The organism is Synechococcus sp. MU1617, assembly GCF_020514235.1.
In the GTDB taxonomy this organism is placed as follows: Bacteria; Cyanobacteriota; Cyanobacteriia; order PCC-6307; family Cyanobiaceae; genus Parasynechococcus.
Window position 1 is genome coordinate 267,816 of record NZ_VTLB01000001.1, and the last position, 19,354, is coordinate 287,169.

General features: G+C 52.1%; 10 protein-coding genes. 7 read left to right on the top strand and 3 right to left on the bottom strand.

Going from position 1 to position 19,354, the window contains the following annotated elements:
- Nucleotides 1-2: 2 nt before the first annotated feature.
- Nucleotides 3-827 carry a 16S rRNA (adenine(1518)-N(6)/adenine(1519)-N(6))-dimethyltransferase RsmA gene (rsmA, locus tag FZZ90_RS01550; RefSeq protein WP_226424025.1) on the bottom strand — a complete coding sequence of 275 codons (825 nt, stop codon included), beginning with the start codon at nucleotides 825-827 and terminating at the stop codon, nucleotides 3-5.
- A gap of 14 nt (nucleotides 828-841) precedes the next feature.
- Entirely contained in the window at nucleotides 842-1,204 is a 363-nt protein-coding gene (locus tag FZZ90_RS01555; protein WP_226424026.1) for a YraN family protein, read from the bottom strand.
- Nucleotides 1,205-1,282: 78 nt separating this feature from the next.
- Here FZZ90_RS01555 and FZZ90_RS01560 point away from each other — a divergent pair, with 78 nt between their 5' ends.
- From FZZ90_RS01560 to FZZ90_RS01580, 5 genes are read left to right on the top strand one after another with little or no spacing between them, the layout of a single operon-like run.
- Nucleotides 1,283-1,768 (top strand): pentapeptide repeat-containing protein, encoded by a 486-nt coding sequence (locus FZZ90_RS01560; RefSeq protein ID WP_226424027.1) that lies wholly within the window; start codon nucleotides 1,283-1,285, stop codon nucleotides 1,766-1,768.
- 3 nt (nucleotides 1,769-1,771) lie between these two features.
- On the top strand, nucleotides 1,772-2,200 hold the full coding sequence (locus FZZ90_RS01565; RefSeq protein ID WP_226424028.1) for a hypothetical protein: 429 nt from the start codon (nucleotides 1,772-1,774) through the stop codon (nucleotides 2,198-2,200).
- A complete protein-coding gene (locus FZZ90_RS01570; protein ID WP_226424029.1) occupies nucleotides 2,197-2,631 on the top strand; it encodes a 23S rRNA (pseudouridine(1915)-N(3))-methyltransferase RlmH in 435 nt (144 codons plus the stop codon). Before FZZ90_RS01565 ends, FZZ90_RS01570 begins: the two co-directional genes overlap by 4 nt.
- Nucleotides 2,632-2,640: 9 nt before the next feature.
- The gene (locus FZZ90_RS01575) at nucleotides 2,641-3,504 is read left to right on the top strand and encodes a hypothetical protein (protein WP_226424030.1); all 864 of its coding nucleotides are present in this window, start codon (nucleotides 2,641-2,643) and stop codon (nucleotides 3,502-3,504) included.
- Nucleotides 3,505-3,506: 2 nt separating this feature from the next.
- Entirely contained in the window at nucleotides 3,507-4,106 is a 600-nt protein-coding gene (locus FZZ90_RS01580; protein ID WP_226424031.1) for a 2OG-Fe(II) oxygenase, read from the top strand.
- On the opposite strand, the gene FZZ90_RS01585 is transcribed toward FZZ90_RS01580, so the two are convergent.
- Nucleotides 4,075-4,464: a hypothetical protein gene (locus FZZ90_RS01585; RefSeq protein ID WP_226424032.1), complete on the bottom strand. Its 390-nt coding sequence runs from the start codon at nucleotides 4,462-4,464 to the stop codon at nucleotides 4,075-4,077. The genes FZZ90_RS01580 and FZZ90_RS01585 overlap by 32 nt on opposite strands.
- Before the next feature lie 88 nt (nucleotides 4,465-4,552).
- On the opposite strand from FZZ90_RS01585, the gene FZZ90_RS01590 reads away from it, so the two are divergent.
- Together FZZ90_RS01590 and FZZ90_RS01595 are read left to right on the top strand one after the other, a co-directional pair.
- Nucleotides 4,553-4,984, top strand: a complete 432-nt coding sequence (locus FZZ90_RS01590) for a translesion error-prone DNA polymerase V autoproteolytic subunit (RefSeq protein ID WP_226424033.1) — start codon at nucleotides 4,553-4,555, stop codon at nucleotides 4,982-4,984.
- Between the two features lie 94 nt (nucleotides 4,985-5,078).
- Nucleotides 5,079-19,340 (top strand): autotransporter outer membrane beta-barrel domain-containing protein, encoded by a 14,262-nt coding sequence (locus FZZ90_RS01595; RefSeq protein WP_226424034.1) that lies wholly within the window; start codon nucleotides 5,079-5,081, stop codon nucleotides 19,338-19,340.
- The last annotated feature ends 14 nt before the right edge of the window (nucleotides 19,341-19,354 follow it).

Below are 19,354 nucleotides of genomic sequence, written 5' to 3' on the forward strand. Positions count from 1 at the left end.
GTTCAGTCGGTCCGATTCAAACCCCTGGCCAGGGCGACCCAGGTGTCGGGCGCGAGTTCCTGAGGGCGTTGCTGCAGGCTGAAACCTGAAGAGGCCGCCAGATCTTTTAAGCGCTGTGGCTCAGCCACGCCCGCCAGGGTGTTGCGCAACATCTTGCGCCGCGCCAAAAACGCCTGCTTCAGCAGCGATTCCACCCGGACAGCCAAAGCTGGCTCCACCCGCTCCGAGGCCGGCAAGGGATCCAGGCAGATCACTTCTGATTGCACCTTTGGTGGAGGCTGGAAACAGCGCGGCGGCACCGGACAAACCGAACTGCACCGGGCCAGCAACTGCATGCGAACGCTCAGAGCGCTGAAACTGCTGTGGCCGGGCCGAGCACGAATCCGTTCCGCCACTTCCTTCTGCACAAGCAACACCAGCCGTTGGTAGGGCGGATCCACCGGCCGATCCAATCGGCCCACCAACCGCTCCAGCAGCGGGCCAGTGATGTTGTAAGGGATGTTGGCCACCACCTTGTCGGCGATGCGGCCATCGCTCAATTCAAGTGGAGCTTCGAGAACATCCCCTTGATGGAGGCTGAACTCAGGCTGAGCCTCAAAACGCTCCTGAAGACCGTCCACCAGATCGCGGTCGAGCTCAATCGCATGCACCGCCTTCACCCCCTCGGCCAGCAGACGCTCCGTTAACGCCCCCCGACCGGGACCCACCTCAAGCACCCGATCGGAGGACTGCAAATCAGCAGCCTCGATAATTCGTTGCAGTACTGAGTCGTCCCGCAACCAGTGCTGACCGAAACGCTTGCGGGCGTGATGTCCGGAGAAACCCATGGCTCAACTGTGCATCAGCACAGCCGTTCCACATCAATCCAGCGAATCGTTCGGCGGGATTTCATCAAGGGAACAAGGGCCAGCTTGACCCGGAGCAGCTGCTCCGCTGACGCCGGATGCACAGCTCTCCAACTACTGATCGCACGAGCCATGCGGCGCCGTTTGGCGGGGTGAAAGGCATCAAGGCCATGGCGGTCCCGACAACCAGTGCGACGGCCTTTCACCTCCACCACCAACAGCTGCTGCTGCCGCTCCAGCACCAGATCGAGCTCGCCCCAGCGGCAGTGCCAGTTGCGGTCCAGCAACCGCCATCCCTGCGCTTCCAGCTGCTGCAAGGCCTGCTGCTCCGCCCAGCTACCGCTGCATTGAGACTCCACCGGCTTAAACCATCACGTCTTGGTTCAAACCATTCCCCCCAGGAACAGTTCTAGGGTTCAGCGGTGATGGTTCCGATCATGCGCAGACGCTTCACGGCCGTACTGATCTCTTTGGTGGTGTTCACATGCCAGTGGCTGTTGGCGGCTCCGGCCCACGCTGCGATGGATGTGGCCAAACAGGTGTTGATCGGTGCCGACTATTCGAACAAAGACCTGCGGGGGGCCACCTTCAACCTCAGCAACCTGCGCGAGGCCAACCTCTCCGGATCGGACCTGCGGGGAGCCAGCCTCTACGGCGCCAAGCTGCAGGACGCCGACCTCAGTGGCACCGATCTGCGCGAAGCCACCCTGGACGCCGCTGTGATGACAGGGACCAACCTTGAGGATGCCGTGCTGGAGGGGGCTTTTGCCTTCAACACTCGCTTCAGCGATGTGTTGATCACGGGAGCCGACTTCACCGACGTTCCCATGCGCGGTGACCAACTCAAAAATCTCTGCGCCGTTGCCGACGGAACGAATTCCGTCACGGGCCGCAGCACCCGCGAGAGCCTCGGTTGCGCTTGAACCATGAGTTTTGATCCCCGAAGCCTCGAGCGCCTGCGTGAGTTGGGGCGTCAACTCCCTGCACGCCTGCCGGAACCGGAGAAGCCTTCAGCCGCTCCCAAAGCCAGCCAGATGCGCCATCGCGTTGAGACCGAGAAGAACCCGGAGGAGCTCTTCCGAGAACTGATGAAGGCCAGCCAAGACGGCACCATTCCTGAGCATCTGATGGCCCGCCTCAAACAGTTGGAGGCCCAACGCAAACCATCGGCTCAACCGTTGCCGTTCAACAGCAACGAAGACACCCCAGCCCTTTCCGCACCAGCGCGCAGCCAGCCCGGACCCGGAAAAAACACCCAGCCGAAACGGCCGAAGGTTGACCCCGGTAGCGAGGAGGAAAGCCTGTATGTGGCTTTCGGGCAGCTGCTGCTCGAGGACGAGGGAGACGACGCTTGAACCCGGCCCGTTGCCGGATTCTTGCGGTGGGCAAAGTTCGTCGTGGCTGGATTCAAGACGGTATTGACCTGTACCTCAAACGCCTACCTGGGCTAACCATCAGCGAACTTCGCGACAGCAACCCAGACAAGGAAGCCGATGCCATCAGAGCGGCCCTACGGCCCGATGAAACCCTGATTGCGCTGATGGAGCAGGGCGACACCTTGGCGTCGGTGCCTTTCGCGCAACGACTCGAACAATTCGGCAACCAGCGGCTGGCCTTTGTGATTGGTGGAGCCGACGGTCTCACAGCTGAGCTCAAGGCTCAGGCCCAATGGCGTCTGAGCCTCTCCCCGATGACCTTCCCCCACGAACTGGCGCGGCTGATGCTCGTGGAACAACTGTTCCGGGCCCAGGCGATTGTCCAAGGCAACCCTTATCACCGCGCCTAGGGTTCAGCGATGGCCGCTGATCTCTGCTCCTCGACCATGCGTCTGGCTCTGCTGTCTCCGATTCATGGCCAGTCGATTGAACACATCGCCCGACAACTGGAGAACTACAGGGTGTTTCTTGCACCCTTCGAGCTGCGTCATTACTTCCACGTGTCTCTGGAGAGTCACTCGGATCTCCAATCCGAGCTCACCGCCTTCGCCGAAAGGGAGGGGCACAGCATTGTTTTCACCGAACGCAGGCAACCCACCTGGCGGCCCTGCACGGCCTATGCCCTGTGTGAACTGATCAAAACGGCGCTGGCCGATCACCACAGTCACGACAAAGTCCTGATTCACACCGATACCGATCTGCTGGTGTCTGCCAAAGCCAAAGATCAGCTCCAGAACCACCGCATTGGCTGCGGCAACAGCGCATTTCGCTACGACAAAAAAAGCGCTTGGAAATGGGCAGCACCAGCCGTCGCCGATCCTCGACTCAAGCGCTTCGCCACAGAAATGCTGGATGGAGACGCTTCAAAACTCCGCAGCGGGCGAGTTTGCGGTGCCTACATGCCCTGGTCGGTCTTCAAAACGTTCGGCGTCATTTACAACTACTTCTTCAAAGACGATTACTTCAAGAGAAAGCCGCATCGCATTTGGCCGTTGGCTGAAATCGCCATTCCCAGCATTCTTCATCTCTTGGAGAATCAAGACGCCAGCTTTCAGCCGCCTTTGATCAAAGTTCCCAAGAAAAAGAAAGTGTCCTGCAAAAGCATCGATCGCATGATCGAACGCCGCGACAGCTTTGGGCTCAAAAAAATTGCTCGTGACACCGACAGTGAGGCGTTTCAATACGTGATGCGCCTGCAAGCACAAGCTGCTGGGGAGGCCTGACTTTGCTGCACGTCATCGACAACCTTCTGCCCGCCAGCACCCTCCAGGACCTACGCGACCTCTGTGACATCCATGGGCGGCTCAAGGAGCAACATGACGGCGATGCTCAATTCAGCTGGCGACCCGAAACCGGTTCTCCCCGCTCGATTCACGCAACCGCTCAGCAAGCCGTTGTCGATCGCTACCTCGACGAGGCCCTGCTCCCTGTGGCAACACCGTTCGCCCCCCAGCGGGCCGGAGTCGAGTGGTGGTGCAACACCAACAACGATCTCGACTGGCACATCGACAAGGACGAGCTGGAAGGTCGACGCAGCGGCCGTTTCTTGCTTCCGTTGCTGTCCACCGTGTTCTACCCCCACGTGAGCTGCGCTGGCGGCGAACTGCTCGTGGCCGACAATCCTCCGATCAAGAACGGATACCAGGGGCCGTTACCCACATTCCGCTCGGTGATCTCGATCCCACCGGTGGTGAACCGCCTGGTGCTGTTCTCCCCCGGCATCCTGCATCGGATCAACCCGTTCGAAGGCGAACGCTATTCCGTGGCCGTGAACATCTGGGAGCAAGCACCCCTCACCACAACGGCTGCAGAGCCACCGGCTTGAATTTTTCGATCGAAACCGTCCAGGCCCGCGGGGACAAAGCCTGCAATCCCGCTTTGAACGCGGCCGTATCCCCTGTGTTCAACCAGTCCGCCTTGAGCCTGGGCACGTCCTCCGGCAGCCGTTCCATCGGCAGCTCCACCAGCAGCAGGCTGTCGGCTCCAGCCGCACGCTGCAGCACACCCTGATCACTGCGCTGCCACACCCTCAGCAACAGCTCCAGCACCAGAGCATGGCCCAACGCATCCGGAGCCTCACCCTGCGGAGCCACCTCTTTCTGAGACCGCCCCCCCAGGGGCAAAGCGCGCTGGCCCTGCTGATCGATCAGCGCCATGGCCACGAGGTAAGGGGAGTCAGCCAACACCAGATTTCGAAGGGCACCATCCTCACCGAATCCTCCCCACAGGAATCAGTACATACGTACTATTTAGTCAGCTGTTGCTGCCGCCGTGGAGCTCCAACACAGACCGCTGCCCCTGCAGCCCAAGCGCAGTCGGCTCACGCTGCCCCTGGCTGGGGAACGGGTCACCGCCGGCTTCCCGTCCCCCGCCGATGACTACGTCGATGTGGGGATCGACCTCAATGAACAACTGATCCGGCATCCCAGCAGCACCTTTTTCCTGCATGTGAGCGGCGAATCAATGACCGACGCCGGCATCCACGACGGCGATCTTCTGGTAGTCGATCGCAGCCTCGACCCGCGCCCGGGCCAGGTGGTTGTGGCTGTGCTCGACGGTGCCTTCACCCTCAAACGCCTGATGCGTCATCGCGGCCGGTTGCGCCTGGAAGCCGCCCATCCGGACTATCCGCCACTGGAGCTTCATTGCTGCGGCGAAGTGCAGATCTGGGGCGTCGCCATCCACGTGATCCATCCGCTCTGAGGCGAAAAATGTCTGATAGGCAGATCAGAAAACTGGTCCAGCCTTCAAGACGGAACAAAGCGGCTAACTAGCGTCAAAGTGAGAACGAAGTTGCATGAGAAAAGCAAGCAACACGATCTGGAGATATTGCCTTAGCGCAGTTGCGTTTGCTGCCATTATTAATGGTGGAGAAAGTATCGCCCAAAGCAGCAATTTACCAAGCAGCGAAAATCCTTATACATATCCAAGTGATTTCGAAGATGGTTCGGAGAATTTCGTTCCGGTCTATCTTTATTTCACGGGTGGAGGTGGAAATCCAGGCGGGAATGGAGCGACAATTGATTTCAATATTGAAAGCCTGCCAGCAACAACAGGGGAATTTTATAGCTGGTATACAGGAGCTCAATCACAGGGTGGAAATGGCAACAAAGGTTCGGACGGAAATTGTGACGACATACTAAAAGTAACGGATTGCCATGCCACAGGTGGAAAAGGTGGAGACGGCGGGAATGGCGGGAAAGTAAGTGTAAATCTAGGCTCGGCTGATAGCTACGACGTAAGCAATAGGATCAAAATCCAAACATCGCAAGTAACAGAATCTGGGGGATCGTACATTGTAGGAGCAATTGCTTCAAGCATTGGCGGAAATGGCGGAAAAGGTGGGGCAAGTTCTTCAATATCAGTAGACGCCAATGGTGGCAAAGGTGGTAACGGAGGCAATGCGGAAAGCGAAGCTCCGCCAACCACATTGACAATCAATAAAAATGTAGAGCTAAGAGCGTTGAGTAGTGGAAACGAATTGATTCCAATCGGTGGATTGGCTCAAAGCGCAGGTGGTATCGGTGGTGATGGAGGAGACTGCGATTCAATTGGTGGCTGCCCAGATAAAGATCGAGGTGGTGGAGGTGGATTTGCAGGCGATATAACCATTAACAATGATGGAATTATTGAGCTCGAAATAACTGATCAACAATGCAGCAACACTGAGGACGGTGAGAGCTGCGCAGGCGGAGCCGGCCTATTGGCTCAATCAGTGGGTGGACAAGGCGGAAACGCAAGTGCAACAGGAATCTCCCTGGTGACCTTCGGTGGCGCAGGGGGAACAGGGGGTGGTGGTGGGAAAATCAATGTCACACACACGGGACTGATTACAACCACGGGAATTGGGGCGATCGGGATTAATGCCCAAAGCGTGGGCGGCAGTGGAGGTTCAGTTCCGGATAGCTATTCGGCAGTCACACTGGGAAGCTCAGAAGGTGGATTGGGAGGAGAGGCTCAAACCGTATCGGTGAACCTGGATGCAGGCATCATCAAAACAAATGGAAATTACGCACCAGGAATTCTCAGCCAAAGCATTGGTGGAGGTGGTGGTTCAGTCGGATCACAAACAAGCCTGATTACTGTTGGATCCGACGCAGGGGGAGGAGGAGATGGCGGGGAGGCAGCAATCACGTTGCAAAACAACGGATTGATCGAGACAGGTGAACATTTCAAATTAAACACCACAACAAGAGAAGGATTCTTTTCACCTGCCGTCATTGTCCAATCGGTAGGCGGGGGCGGAGGTAACGCAGGAACCAATACAGGAACAATCAACGTTGGCTCATCGGGAGGAGATGGTGGTGATGGCGGAAATGTCACGGCGGTATTGAATCAATCAACGCTTGGAACATGGCGGGGATTTTCACCAGGGCTCGTTCTACAGAGCATTGGTGGTGGTGGAGGTCATGGCGGTGATGTAAGTAGTGCTGACACAGGCCAAGTTTCAGTTGGCGGTGGTGGCGAAGGCGGTGGAGGTGGAAATGCAGGGGAAATTAATGCTTTTCAAGATGTCTTTGGTGAAAGCACTAAGATCATTACGCATGGCATTTTTTCACCAGGAATACTTGTTCAAGGAATTGGTGGTGGTGGCGGAAGTGGAGGAAGTGCAACCTCTCTCACATTAAGCCCAGAGCCATCGATAAGCGTTACTGTTGGAGGACAAGGCGGAGATGGAGGAGATGCTGGTGTCATCAACTTTGGATCGGATATTGATGAATCAATTGAATTATCTGTAAAAACTCAACGAGCCTTCTCACCTGCCATCAGCATGATGAGCGTGGGTGGTGGTGGTGGTCAAGGTGGCCAATCCAGCACATACGGAGCAAGTCTGACAGTATCAGCCTCAGTAAGTGCAGGGGGGCAAGGAGGAGCAGGAGGAAGTGGTGAGAATGTAACGGCATATCTGAAAGGAAAAACAGAAACTTCCGGCTTCATGTCACCGGGCCTGTCAATCAGCAGCATCGGTGGTGGTGGTGGAGATGGAGGCTCAGCCACAAGCATGAATGCAGGAGGAATTGCATCTGCATCAGTGGCTATTGGAGGAAGTGGAGGTGAGGGAATGAATGGTGGAGATGTAACCCTTACTTATCAAGGGAGCAGCACAACACAAGGTTTATTTTCGCCGGCAATAAAAATCAGAAGTATCGGTGGTGGCGGTGGCAGTGGAGGATCATCAACGACAGCGGATGCGTCAAGTACCGCAAGCATTGGCGTAGGCATCGGGGGAGCTGGTGAAGGCGGAGGAGATGCAGGAGAGGTTTACCTTGATTTCGAAGGATTAGCGTATACAAACAATGCACTTTCACCTGTATTACTGCTACAAAGTATTGGTGGTGGTGGTGGAGATGGTGGCGGGGCGACAAGTGGAAGTATGGCTATTAGTCCATATCCAAATATAAGTGCAGTAGCAACAATCGGCGGAAGTGCCGGTATGGGTGGGAACGGAAATAACATCACTCTGAATCTTGGAGGAGTCATCAAGAGCGGCAATGATGCGGCTGTAGATCCGCTGAAAAGATCAGGATTTTCACCAGGAGTCATTATTCAAACAATCGGTGGCGGAGGCGGACACGGCGGGGTGGCGACCTCAGGCTCTGCGAGCATTTCAGCCGAAGCAGCCGTCACAGCGAACGTGGCGATTGGCGGACCGGGGGGGGCAGGTGGAAACGCAGGAACTATTGAAATCAGCAGTAAAAAAATCAGCGCAATCGAGACCTACGGAAAATTCTCACCAGGATTGATTGCGCAAGCCATTGGTGGTGGTGGTGGAAATGGCGGATCGAGCATGAGCCTGTCTGGAACGATTGGTGGGGATGGAAGTGCAAGTGGTGGTGTGTCTATGGGTGGTAGTGGTAGCGAAGGAGGAACAGGAGGGGGAATCGATCTAGATGGTTTACAAGGTGGAATTCACACAAGGGATGAATTTTCACCAGGAATAATTCTTCAAAGTATTGGAGGAGGTGGAGGAAACGGTGGAACATCGTTGAACTATTCCTTGTCGGCAGGTGGAGACGGTGCTATCGACGCAACCGCATCGATTGGCGGGAGTGGAGCGGCAGGAGGATCAGGCGGTGATGTAGAGATCAAGATCGGATCACAAATCGAAACCGAGGCTGATCATTCGCCAGGCCTCGCGGTGCAGTCAATTGGTGGGGGCGGAGGAAACGGAGGTTCAAGCCATACAGTTTCAGCGACCGGTTCAACAAAAAATACGTTTACAGCAGGAGCAAACCTTGGAGGGTCTGCCGGAGATGGTAATAAAGGAGGGGACATCACCATTGAATATGAAAACGAATTCGCTCAAACAAAAAGCTTAGTGCAAACAAGTGGTGCATTTGCGCCTGCAATTGTTGTTCAATCCATTGGCGGCGGTGGCGGCAATGGAGGAAATTCATCAACACTAAGTGCAAGTCTGAGTGGGGAAGATGCTCTCAGTGCAAATGTAAATCTAGGGGGAAATGGTGGCTCAGGCAGTGACGCCGGAAAGATCGAACTAAGCATCAAGGGTGATCTAAGAACGGGATGGAGCGAAGCAAGAAGAACAACATCATCGCACGCACCAGGAATTATTGCTCAATCGATTGGTGGCGGTGGTGGACATGGAGGAACAGCAACTCGAGGAGAAATAACCATTGCCGGGAAAGATTCGGCAAGTGTAGGAATTGCAAATTTTGGCAATACTGTTGGGGGAGGGAGTGAGCCACAGGGAGGGGAAGGAGGCGATGGAGGGAGCGGTTCAAATGTGAGTATTGAAGTCCTAGAAAGGGGCAGCATCACAACAAGTGGTGATTATTCTCCCGGTGTTATTGCCCAAAGTATTGGGGGTGGAGGCGGAACAGGAGGTTCAAGTAAGTCTGGATCAATCAGCCTTACTGGTGAAACTCAGATTCAGCTCAACTCGGTCATTGGCGGAAATGGTGGTTGGGCAGGAGATGGCGGAAATATCGTTGTACTAAACACAGGTAAAATCAGAACTGGTGAACAACATCTATTACGGACGGATGGACGATTCTCACCAGGCCTTTTCGCCCAATCTATCGGTGGTGGCGGCGGGATGGGCGGATCCGCTTATAACGGGACAATCACTGTTGCTGGAGAGTCTGAAAGTGGATTGGGTTCAATCGATGGAGGTGTAGTTGTCGGTGGACGCGGTGGCGCTGGTGGAGATGCAGGAAGCGTGGAAATTAACAGTATGGGTGAAGAGATAAGAACTCAGGCAGACTTTTCGAGTGGAATACAAGCAGTTTCGGTAGGAGGAGGTGGCGGAACGGGCGGAAGTGCAAGGTCAAAGAGCAGCAATTATGGAACGGCAACAAATAACCTTAGTGTGGTTTTAGGGGGAGATGGAAGTGGGGGTGGAGATGCAAGTGAAGTAACGATTACAAACAGAAGCATCATCAAGACAGGAGGAAGAGACCAAACGCGTAGAGGACAACACTCATTTGGAATCTTTGGGCAATCTGTTGGCGGTGGTGGTGGCAATGGAGGGAGCAGCTCGACAGACAACACCAGCATCGAAATTGATGAATCAGAAGAAAAAAAGGCTTACACAATCGATGTCAACCTCGGCGGAAAAGCAGGCAAAGGAGGATCAGGTGGAAATGTTCGTATCAACAACACATCACCATTAATCAGTACAACAGGTCATTTTGCAGCAGGTATTTACGGCCAATCAATTGGTGGCGGGGGTGGAGCCGGTGGTAATAGCACTTCAGTCAATAACGTGGAGGTAATTTCCGAGACATCCGTGATTGGTGGAGTCAGTCTTGGGGGTGAGGGTGGAACAGGAGGAAAGGGAGGAGATGTATGGATCAACTCGGATAAGGAAAGAAAATCATTTGCGCCAATACAAATTAAAACCTTAGGAGCCTTTGCCTATGGACTTTTTGCGCAATCAGTGGGTGGTGGCGGTGGATCTGGTGGAAGCACCCTAGTGAGTAATAGGACAACATCAATCGATGGAGATTCAATTATTGCTGAAGGTGGTGGGTCAATCAAATTAGGAGGAATTGGTGGGGAAGATTGGGGAGTTGGTGGAGAAGGTGCCAGTGGGGGAGACGTCAGTATTGATGCACAGGGTTTAATTGCTACGGAGGGAATTGGGGCGATTGGACTGGTAGGTCAATCAATCGGTGGAGGTGGTGGAGCAGGTGGAAGCTTCACAGCAACAAGTTCACAGGATGAAGCAGATGAGGGTGAATTTGAGGAAGAAGACGAAGAGATAGAGGAAGATCTGGAAGAAGAAGGTGAGACAAAAGAGAGAAACGATGCCTACATCAATTTCATACTCGGTGGTGATGGAGGGGAAGGCCATGATGGAGGAGAAGTATCCATCAGCAATAAAGATCAAAAGCAACTGCAGATCAACACCAAGGGAATTAATGCACCAGCAATTGTTGCCCAGTCCATTGGAGGTGGTGGTGGAATTGGAGGCAGTACAACAGACAATGCCGAGGTCGTCAAAGCATCCCAATACAGTATTGGCGGATTAGGAACAGTCACAGGAAGTGGGGGAAATGCAGGAAACGGCGGGGTTGTGAATCTTGGGGCAAGGAGAGAGACACTCAATCTCCGTTTGAAGACTGAAAAGGCAGCTTCGCCATCAATAATTGTGCAATCCATTGGTGGTGGAGGTGGAGCAGGTGGAGGTACGGTCACCAACTCCACCGGATCAGCCTTTTCAGGATCATTCGACTTCGGCACCAAGGGGGGCAAAGCAGGATCAGGGTCTGATGTCAGTACACACGCCACACTGGATCTGACAACACTGGGCTACCAGTCCACTGCACTGATCATCCAATCAATTGGTGGCGGTGGGGGACAGGGCGGAAATGTGAGCAATACAAGTACCACTAGCTATGAAGACAATGAAAACAAGGAGGAAGAAAAAATTGAAGAAAATATAAAACAAGAAGAGAGCAAAGAAGGCGGGAATACAAACGAGAAAGACAAAGAAGATAAAGAGAAAAAAGGTTACACCATGAATTTCGGAGTAAGTAAATCAGGAAAAGGTGGTAGTGGTGGAGATGCAGGAGATATTAATGTCAATATTGAAGGAAAAATTCTCACGGTACGAACAGGAAGTGATGGAGGCTTGATCCAAAGCATTGGTGGAGGCGGCGGAAGCGGAGGCACAACAACAACCACTCCGACAACAGAAGGGAACGAAGAGGGCTCAATCTCAATCCCTGTTGCAATGAACTTTGGCGGTCGCGGAGGAGGTGGCGGAAACGCAGGTGATATCAACTATCGAAGCAACGGGAGACTTTTTGTCCAAACTGAAGGAAACAACTCTCTCGGCTTAGGCCTGCAAAGTATTGGAGGCGGAGGCGGTCGCGGCGGGAGTGTAACAACAACGAATACAAACAATTCAAAGAGCGAATATACATTTGGCGCCTCCGTGAGCAAAGGTGCAAAAGGTGGTGGCGGAGGACGATCTGGTGAGGTTTCACTTGATCTTCTGGGAAGAAGGTCGAAGATCCAAGTTGCCACTCATGGAATCAACTCCCCTGGACTAGTTCTTCAAAGTATCGGCGGTGGCGGTGGAATAGGATCAAATTCAAACGCAGGTAACAGCGCTGGAAATATCTCCGTGGGATTTACCATGGGTGGTCGGGGAGGTCGTGGCGGCGGAAGTAAACGCGTCGATCTGAATGCTGACCTATCGGTCAGCACAAAATCGGCACATTCCGAAGGCGTACTCATTCAATCGATCGGTGGCGGCGGCGGACGTGGTGGCAGTGTTGCAGCGAACGTAAAAGCCGAAGGCCATGAATCAGAGAATAAATTTAGTCTTGGTCTAACAGGGGCGCTCGGTGGTAAGGGCGGACTGGGAGGCAATGGTGCTGACGCCACAGCATCGATTAATGGCTTAGTGACAACTCAAGGCCATATTTCATCAGGAATCACAATCCAATCAATCGGCGGCGGTGGTGGTAAAGCAGGAGCAATTTTTAATGCCAGTAATGCAAAGGGAAGCGCTAAAAATATGGCAACTGGTTTTTCGCTCGGTGCATCCGGTGGTGGAGCTGGTGAGGCGAAAGCAGTACGTCTTGTCAGCAAAGAGGATAAAAAATTAGGTGTATTTACATATGGTCATGCAAGCCCTGGTGTGATGCTCCAAAGCATTGGAGGGGGTGGAGGGAATGGATCACTGGTGCAAAATGTGAGCAGAAGTAGCTCCAATGAATTCTCGCTCGGTGCTTCAGTATCAAAAGGAGGCAGAGGTGGAAGTGGCGGCAACAGCGGCGCAGTTGCCGTGGATCTGCAAAATTTGGTGATCGCAACCGAAGGAGCTAATTCAAGCGGATTGCAGGCTCAGACCATTGGTGGAGGTGGTGGAAATGCGGGGTCAGTGAATGCCAAAACCGGAAAAGGGGATTACCAAATCAGTCTTGCTCTTGGTGCTAACGGGGGGAAAGGAGGATCTACAGGGAACGCTTCAATTGAAATCGAAGATGCAATTATTACAACACAAGGTGCATCATCCAATGCCATTCAAATCCAAGCCATCGGCGGTGGAGGTGGTAACGCTAGCCATGTAACTAACCGTGGATCAAAAGCAACCATTCAGGGTGAGCTTGGAAGTCAATCCGGTGACGGCGGAAATGGAGGTGTTGTCAACGTTACAAGCATTGCTGATTTACGAACTGCTGGAAACAACTCTGCAGGACTCTTTGTGCAAAGCATTGGTGGCGGCGGTGGTTCAACGAATGTAACGACTACCGGAGACAGAGATTTACTGAAGTCTGACGATTTGAAAGGTTTTATAGCGGTAGGTGGCCAAGGAGGAGAAGGTGGCGATGGAGGGGAAATCAATATAGATTCAACAACAAACATCACGACGTTAGGCGAACAAGCACATGGCTTGATATCTCAAAGTCTTGGAGGTGGTGGCGGAAGAGTTGCACTACAAGCAGGCCCCATCCTGGCGGCATCAGACATGTTGATGCACCTCGGTGGAACATCAGGAAAAGGGGGGAATGGAGATACAGCTGTCGTTAGCAATAAAGGTTATGTATCAGTACACGGAGATTCAAGCTATGGATTATATGTTCAATCAATCGGAGGTGGTGGAGGTTCCGTATCGAGCACATCACCAATCAAAGTGAATCTTGGCGGAACAGGAGGAGATGGTGGACATGGTGGAGACATAGAAGTTGTTAATCAGAAAACAGGGATCATTGAATCTCGTGGCAAAAATGGAATAGGTGTATTTGCAATGTCACTTGGGGGAGGTGGCGGTGATGTTGGAACAACTCAAGATCTTGTCACGATGGGTAGCAAGGTTGGAGTTGGCGGTAACGGTGGTGATATCGCAATTTTGAATCGGGGGACAATCAGAACCACTGGAGAAGGAGGTGTAGGAATTCTTGCAAGAAGTCTTGGTGGTGGTGGTGGACGAGTGGCTTCAAGTATCAATAGTGGAAATCTTCATCTCGGATCAACTAGCTCAGAAGAAGCCAAGGGCGGAGAAGTTACTGTTATCAATACTGGAAACATCTATTCCTTCGGACACGATTCGACGCCATTACAACTCGATGGAATAGGCGGGGGAGGTGGAGATGCACGGAAGAACTATGGACGTTTGGAGCTGGGAAGCAAAAACGGTTCTGGTGATCAACGATCAAAGAGAAGTGAGCTTAATAACAAAGGTTTCCTTTATTCAGCGCAGAATTTTTCACCGGCACTGATTCATCAAAGCCTAGGTGGTGGTGGTGGAAGTGTAATTAATGGTAAGGATCATGCTCAACTCGGAAGCCAACACGGATCTGGATTGCAATCAACCGGGAAACTGATACTCAACAATCGAGGCTCAGCAATTACCGAGGGAACGAATTCGCCGGGCGTATTTGTCCAAACCATTGGTGGGGGGGGTGGACGCGTAACCCGAGTGGATGGAACAGCTCATCTTGGCAGCCATCACACCAAACACCTTGGCGACTTTTCGTCAGGTCGCATTCAGCTGAGCAACAACGTAAAAACTATAAGAACTGCAGGGCATCTCAGCCCAACACTGGTTAGCCAAAGTATTGGCGGAGGTGGAGGTTGGATTGGCATCGCGCAAGGTGACCTGAGTCTTGGAGCCGTCAACTCCAATGGTGCACTATCAGCCGGGCCAATCAAAATTCAAAATGATGCAGAACTCAGAAGTGAGGGAGATGGATCAGTTGGCTTGATGAGTCAAACGATTGGTGGTGGTGGTGGTTATTCGGCTTATGCAAAGGGAGAGTTAAAACTTGGTTCATTGACTTCAAAGGGCAACCTTTCAGCAGGCAAAATTGACTTAAGCAATACCGGCTCAATTCTCACACTGAATGACAATTCACCAGTTATTATTAGTACTAATATTGGCGGAGGTGGGGGATTCATTGGTGGTACTAACCATCTGAAAACCAATGGAGAGGGTAATATCAGGCTTGGCAGCTTGAACAGCGAAGGCAATCAATCATCCAAAAGCAATAAAATTAGGAATACTGGCTATCTTCAATCACAGGGAAATTATTCACCGGCCGTTCTTCAACAGACAATCGGTGGCGGTGGAGGAAGCGTTGTTCATGGCAAAGGGCATGCTCAGTTAGGAAGTGGAAGCGGTTCTGGGGATCAATCCGCAGGAGATCTTATCTGGCTGAACAAAGGAAGAATCATTACATCAGGGGATCATTCACCTGCTGTTTTTAACCAATCAATAGGCGGTGGTGGAGGTCGAGTCAGCCGAGTTAATGGAACAGCACATTTGGGTAACAAAGAAACTCTTCGATCGAGTTTTCTAAATTCGGGCGAATTATCAATCAGAAATGAAGGCCAATTAGTTGCTACTGAAGGAAATTTGAGCCCTGCAATCGTGAGCCAAACCATCGGTGGCGGGGGCGGCTGGCTTGGAATCAGTGCTGATGACTTGAAATTGGGGTCAAGTGAAGCTCTTGGTGATCAATCTTCGGGTGATCTTGTTCTAACGAACAAAGGACATTTGATTACACGTGGTGTTGCTTCTGGTGGAATTCTTGCGCAATCAATTGGAGGTGGTGGTGGCTACACAGCATTCGCCAACGGATCACTTCAATTGGGAGCACTCAATTCCCATGGTGTGCTTTCAGCTGGACAGGTTGATCTTAAAAATAGTTCTTCAATACGAACTGATGGTAAGAACTCACCAGGAATTGTGGCAACCGGCGTTGCAGGGGGTGGTGGCTTTGTAGCAGGTCAAGCAGGAGAGATTGTAAACGTCGTGCATCTGGGCGGTTCTGGTCGAACAGTATCCAAGGCTGATCGGCTCAGGATCAAGCTTGATCGCTCGTCAGAAGTCATCACCAAGGGGCACAATTCACCTGGAGTTCTAGGGCAATCGATTGGCGGTGGAGGTGGATATACGAGTCAGCGTGGGCGTTTTGTCAACATGGGCCAACAGGGTGGAATCGGCCATGCCGGCAACGTTGACATTGAAAATGAAGGAAGAATTTCTACCAGAGGGAATCACTCCCATGGTGTTGTTGCACAAAGCATCGGAAGCGGTGGAGGAACTGCATTCCTCAGTGATCGACGTGCTGTTCTTGGTTCAACCAATGGATCCAATGGAAACGCAGGATCTGTAGTTGTTAACAACCGTCGTGGAATCATTTCCACGCATGGGAAACACTCCATCGGAGTGGTTGCTCAATCTGTTGGCGGTGGTGGCGGACGGCTAGCTGAAGCGAAGGGTGATGTTCAACTTGGTGCTGATGGTGGATCCGGACATGGCGGGCTTGTGGAGATCATTAATGAACGTGCGCTGATCAGCACTACCGGAAACTTTTCACCGGCTTACCTCATGCAGAGTGTCGGAGGTGGTGGTGGGCACATTGCCGCTCGCCGTAACGGTGAAACCGAAGCCAACACGCGTCTGATTCTCGGGGGAGGACAACAAGGTGCCGAAGGAAATGGTGGACCAATCCAACTCAAGAATTTCACGGGTGAAATCAACTCAAGTGGAAAGTTTTCCCCTGGAATCGTTCACCAGTCCATCGGTGGTGGTGGTGGCTGGTTGGGTGAATTATCTGGAATCAGCACAAGCCTGGGTGGTCGCTCACTTGGCCGATCCAGTGGTGCAAACCTGAACATGAGGCTTCCACTGGCCGTTAATACTCTCAGTGCGACCAGCCCCGGAGTCGTGATTCAGAGTATTGGAGGAGGTGGGGGTGCTTCTGGAAACATCAAACGTGCTGCCTACTTGGGTGGTCGACCAGATTCCGGGTCAATTGTGCGTGGGGGAACAATTGGTTTTGTCTCCAAGCAACCCATCAAAACTTTTGGTTTGAATTCCCCTGGTGTGCTGCTGCAAAGTATTGGTGGTGGTGGTGGATATGTTGGATCAGCGAGAAAACGCGTTGAGCTTGGAGGAACAATCCATCGCTTGGCTGATGCATCAGCAGGCAACATTGAGACGATCAATCGTTCTTTGATCTCAACATCCAACAAACGCTCACCAGGTTTCGTTGCTCAATCCATAGGAGGCGGCGGTGGTTTCATTCTGTCTGGTGAATCAGCAGTTCTAGGATCAAAAAACGCAAAAGAGAATCGCTTGACTCTTAACGAACGTGCAGGTACGACAAAATTAATCAATAAAGGAGCCATTCAAACCCAGGGTGAGCACAGCATGGGTGTGCTCATCCAATCAATTGCCAATGGTGGTGGCATCGGCAGCAGTAATTCTGGCAATGTTGACTTGAGATCAAAGAGTCAGTCTGAATCAGGTGAGATAACAATTGAGAATTCAGGAATAATTGAAACCTCAGGAACTGGCTCTCATGGGATTGTCGCCCAGTCAATTTCTGGTTCCGGGGGCTTTGTCTTTGGAAACTCACAAAAACATCAACCAATAGAACTAGAACGACAAATCACAGCGGAATCCAAAGACATTACACTCAAAAATACGGGAACAATTCTGACTCGTGGAGACAATGCAATTGCTGTGCTTGCGCAAACCGCAGCAGGTGGTGCCTACATCTACCAAAATCCTGACGGCACAACATCTCGTGTCACATCAGCGCTTACTCATCCGAGCAAAAAAGCCGGCGATGTTGTCGTCATTAATAGTGGGTCAATTATCGCAACGGGGAGAGGCGGTATCGGCATCACAAAGAGCACAAATCCTGTTCCAATTGAATCCAATCTTCGTGTTGTAAATACAGCGACTGGTATTATTCGCGGTGGAGAAGGTGGTGCAGCTGTTCAGTTGCCTACAAGAGAGCGAGAATCGATTGATAATCAGGGCATCATGATTGGTGGCCTCTTAGGTCAAGGAATTGTGATTGAGGGGCTTGGAGGTAATGACGAAATCGTCAATTCCAATCTGATTGCTGGGAATATTCTGCTTCAAGGTGGTCGCAATACCATTGCCAACTCCGCCAATGCGAGACTCGAAGCCACTGATATCGTCCTGGGCCGTCGCGCAGAACTGGTGAACGCAGGCACCCTTTCTCCTGACGGAGCCCATCGGATTGGAACGATGGATTTAGTTGCCAAATACTTCCAAACAAAAACAGGAAATTATGAATTTGATCTTGATATCTCCGATGGCCAAACAGATTATTTTCATATTGCTTCTGTTGGATTACTTGAGGGCGATGTCACTCTCGTACCAACAGAAACCGGCCTCGCCAAGCCTGGTCGATTTACAAGCACAGAGTTTTTGACTGCCCGTGATATTCCGCTCGACAGACTTTCATTCAAATACCCAAAATCAGCCATCGCAGATTACAAGCTACTCGATGTCTCAAGCGATAAAGGTGATGGCCTCCAAGTGGAATACAAGATTGATTACTCCCCTCAGGGGCTTTCACCTAACAGCCGCCGCTTAGGCAATGCTATTAACCGTATCCAAGCCGATGGTGTTGATTCAATTGAACAAAGAGTGAATGCTGCATACCTATACTCAATCGAAACAACAGATGAACTGAATGAGGTTTATCAGCAATTGTCTGGGGAGCAAAACACAAATTATTCACAGCCCATTATCGACTCTTCCTTGCTGTTCTTGAAAGCTGCACAAGATCAGATTGATCAGGCATCCAATCAAATCAGCCTGGCATGTGCGAACAAGGACGTCTCAGAAGCCCCTGATCAAACCAATGAATCTCAAGATTCATCGGTCTGCCAGCGATTCCATGCATGGAAAGAAAGCTCGGGTACATCCGACACCTATGAAGGAGGAGGAAGTTCAGATCAAAGCGGCTATGAGACCAACTCTTACAACTCTTCCATTGGCCTTAGTTACCAACTCAATCCACGCATCATGGTTGGTGGTTTCGGTCAATTTTCCAAACTTTGGACAACATCCACGGGATTGAGTGGCCATGGAACAACTGAGCTATGGAATGCCGCCGGATTCCTCAATGTTGCCCTATCCAAGGACACACCAAACACCCTTCTATCATTGATGATCGGTGGAGGAACGGCATCAACAGACATCAAGCGAACCATTGATCTTCCGAACACCTCAACCGAAAAGAGCAGCGCAGACAGTACCCAATTCATGGGCAGGATTCAGCTCAGTCATGAGTTTTCTACAGGCGACGGACCTCTATCAGGACTGATCACACCACAACTTGGCATCAGTGCCATTCACTACTCACAAAAGGGCTATCAAGAACGCACCTCTTCAAGTAGCCAGTCTTGGGCTCCTGGCCGCCACCGTTTTTCTGAATCTATTGAAATCGAACCATCACACAGCCTTCGCTATTCCGAGGCAACGTACACATCAATCCCTCTCGATTTCAATATCAAGTTCTCACAGCCTTTCCAAATTGGAACTGTTCGATTCAATCCACAACTCTCCGCTGGCTACAGCATCGATCTGAGTGACACCAGTCGGTCCCTTGAAGCGGCGTTCGTTAATCAACCTGGACACCGCTTCAAGGTTGAGGGAACCGACGCACCTCAATCCTGGTGGGATTTTGGCCTCAATCTGGATGTCCACATCAGCGACTCCTTTGCGCTGTACGCCAACACTCGAGCTGAATTGGCCGCTGGCACCAAGAGCTCCTTCAACTACGGCGGCGGCTTCCGCTGGAAGTTCTAAAGCCTTCCTATACT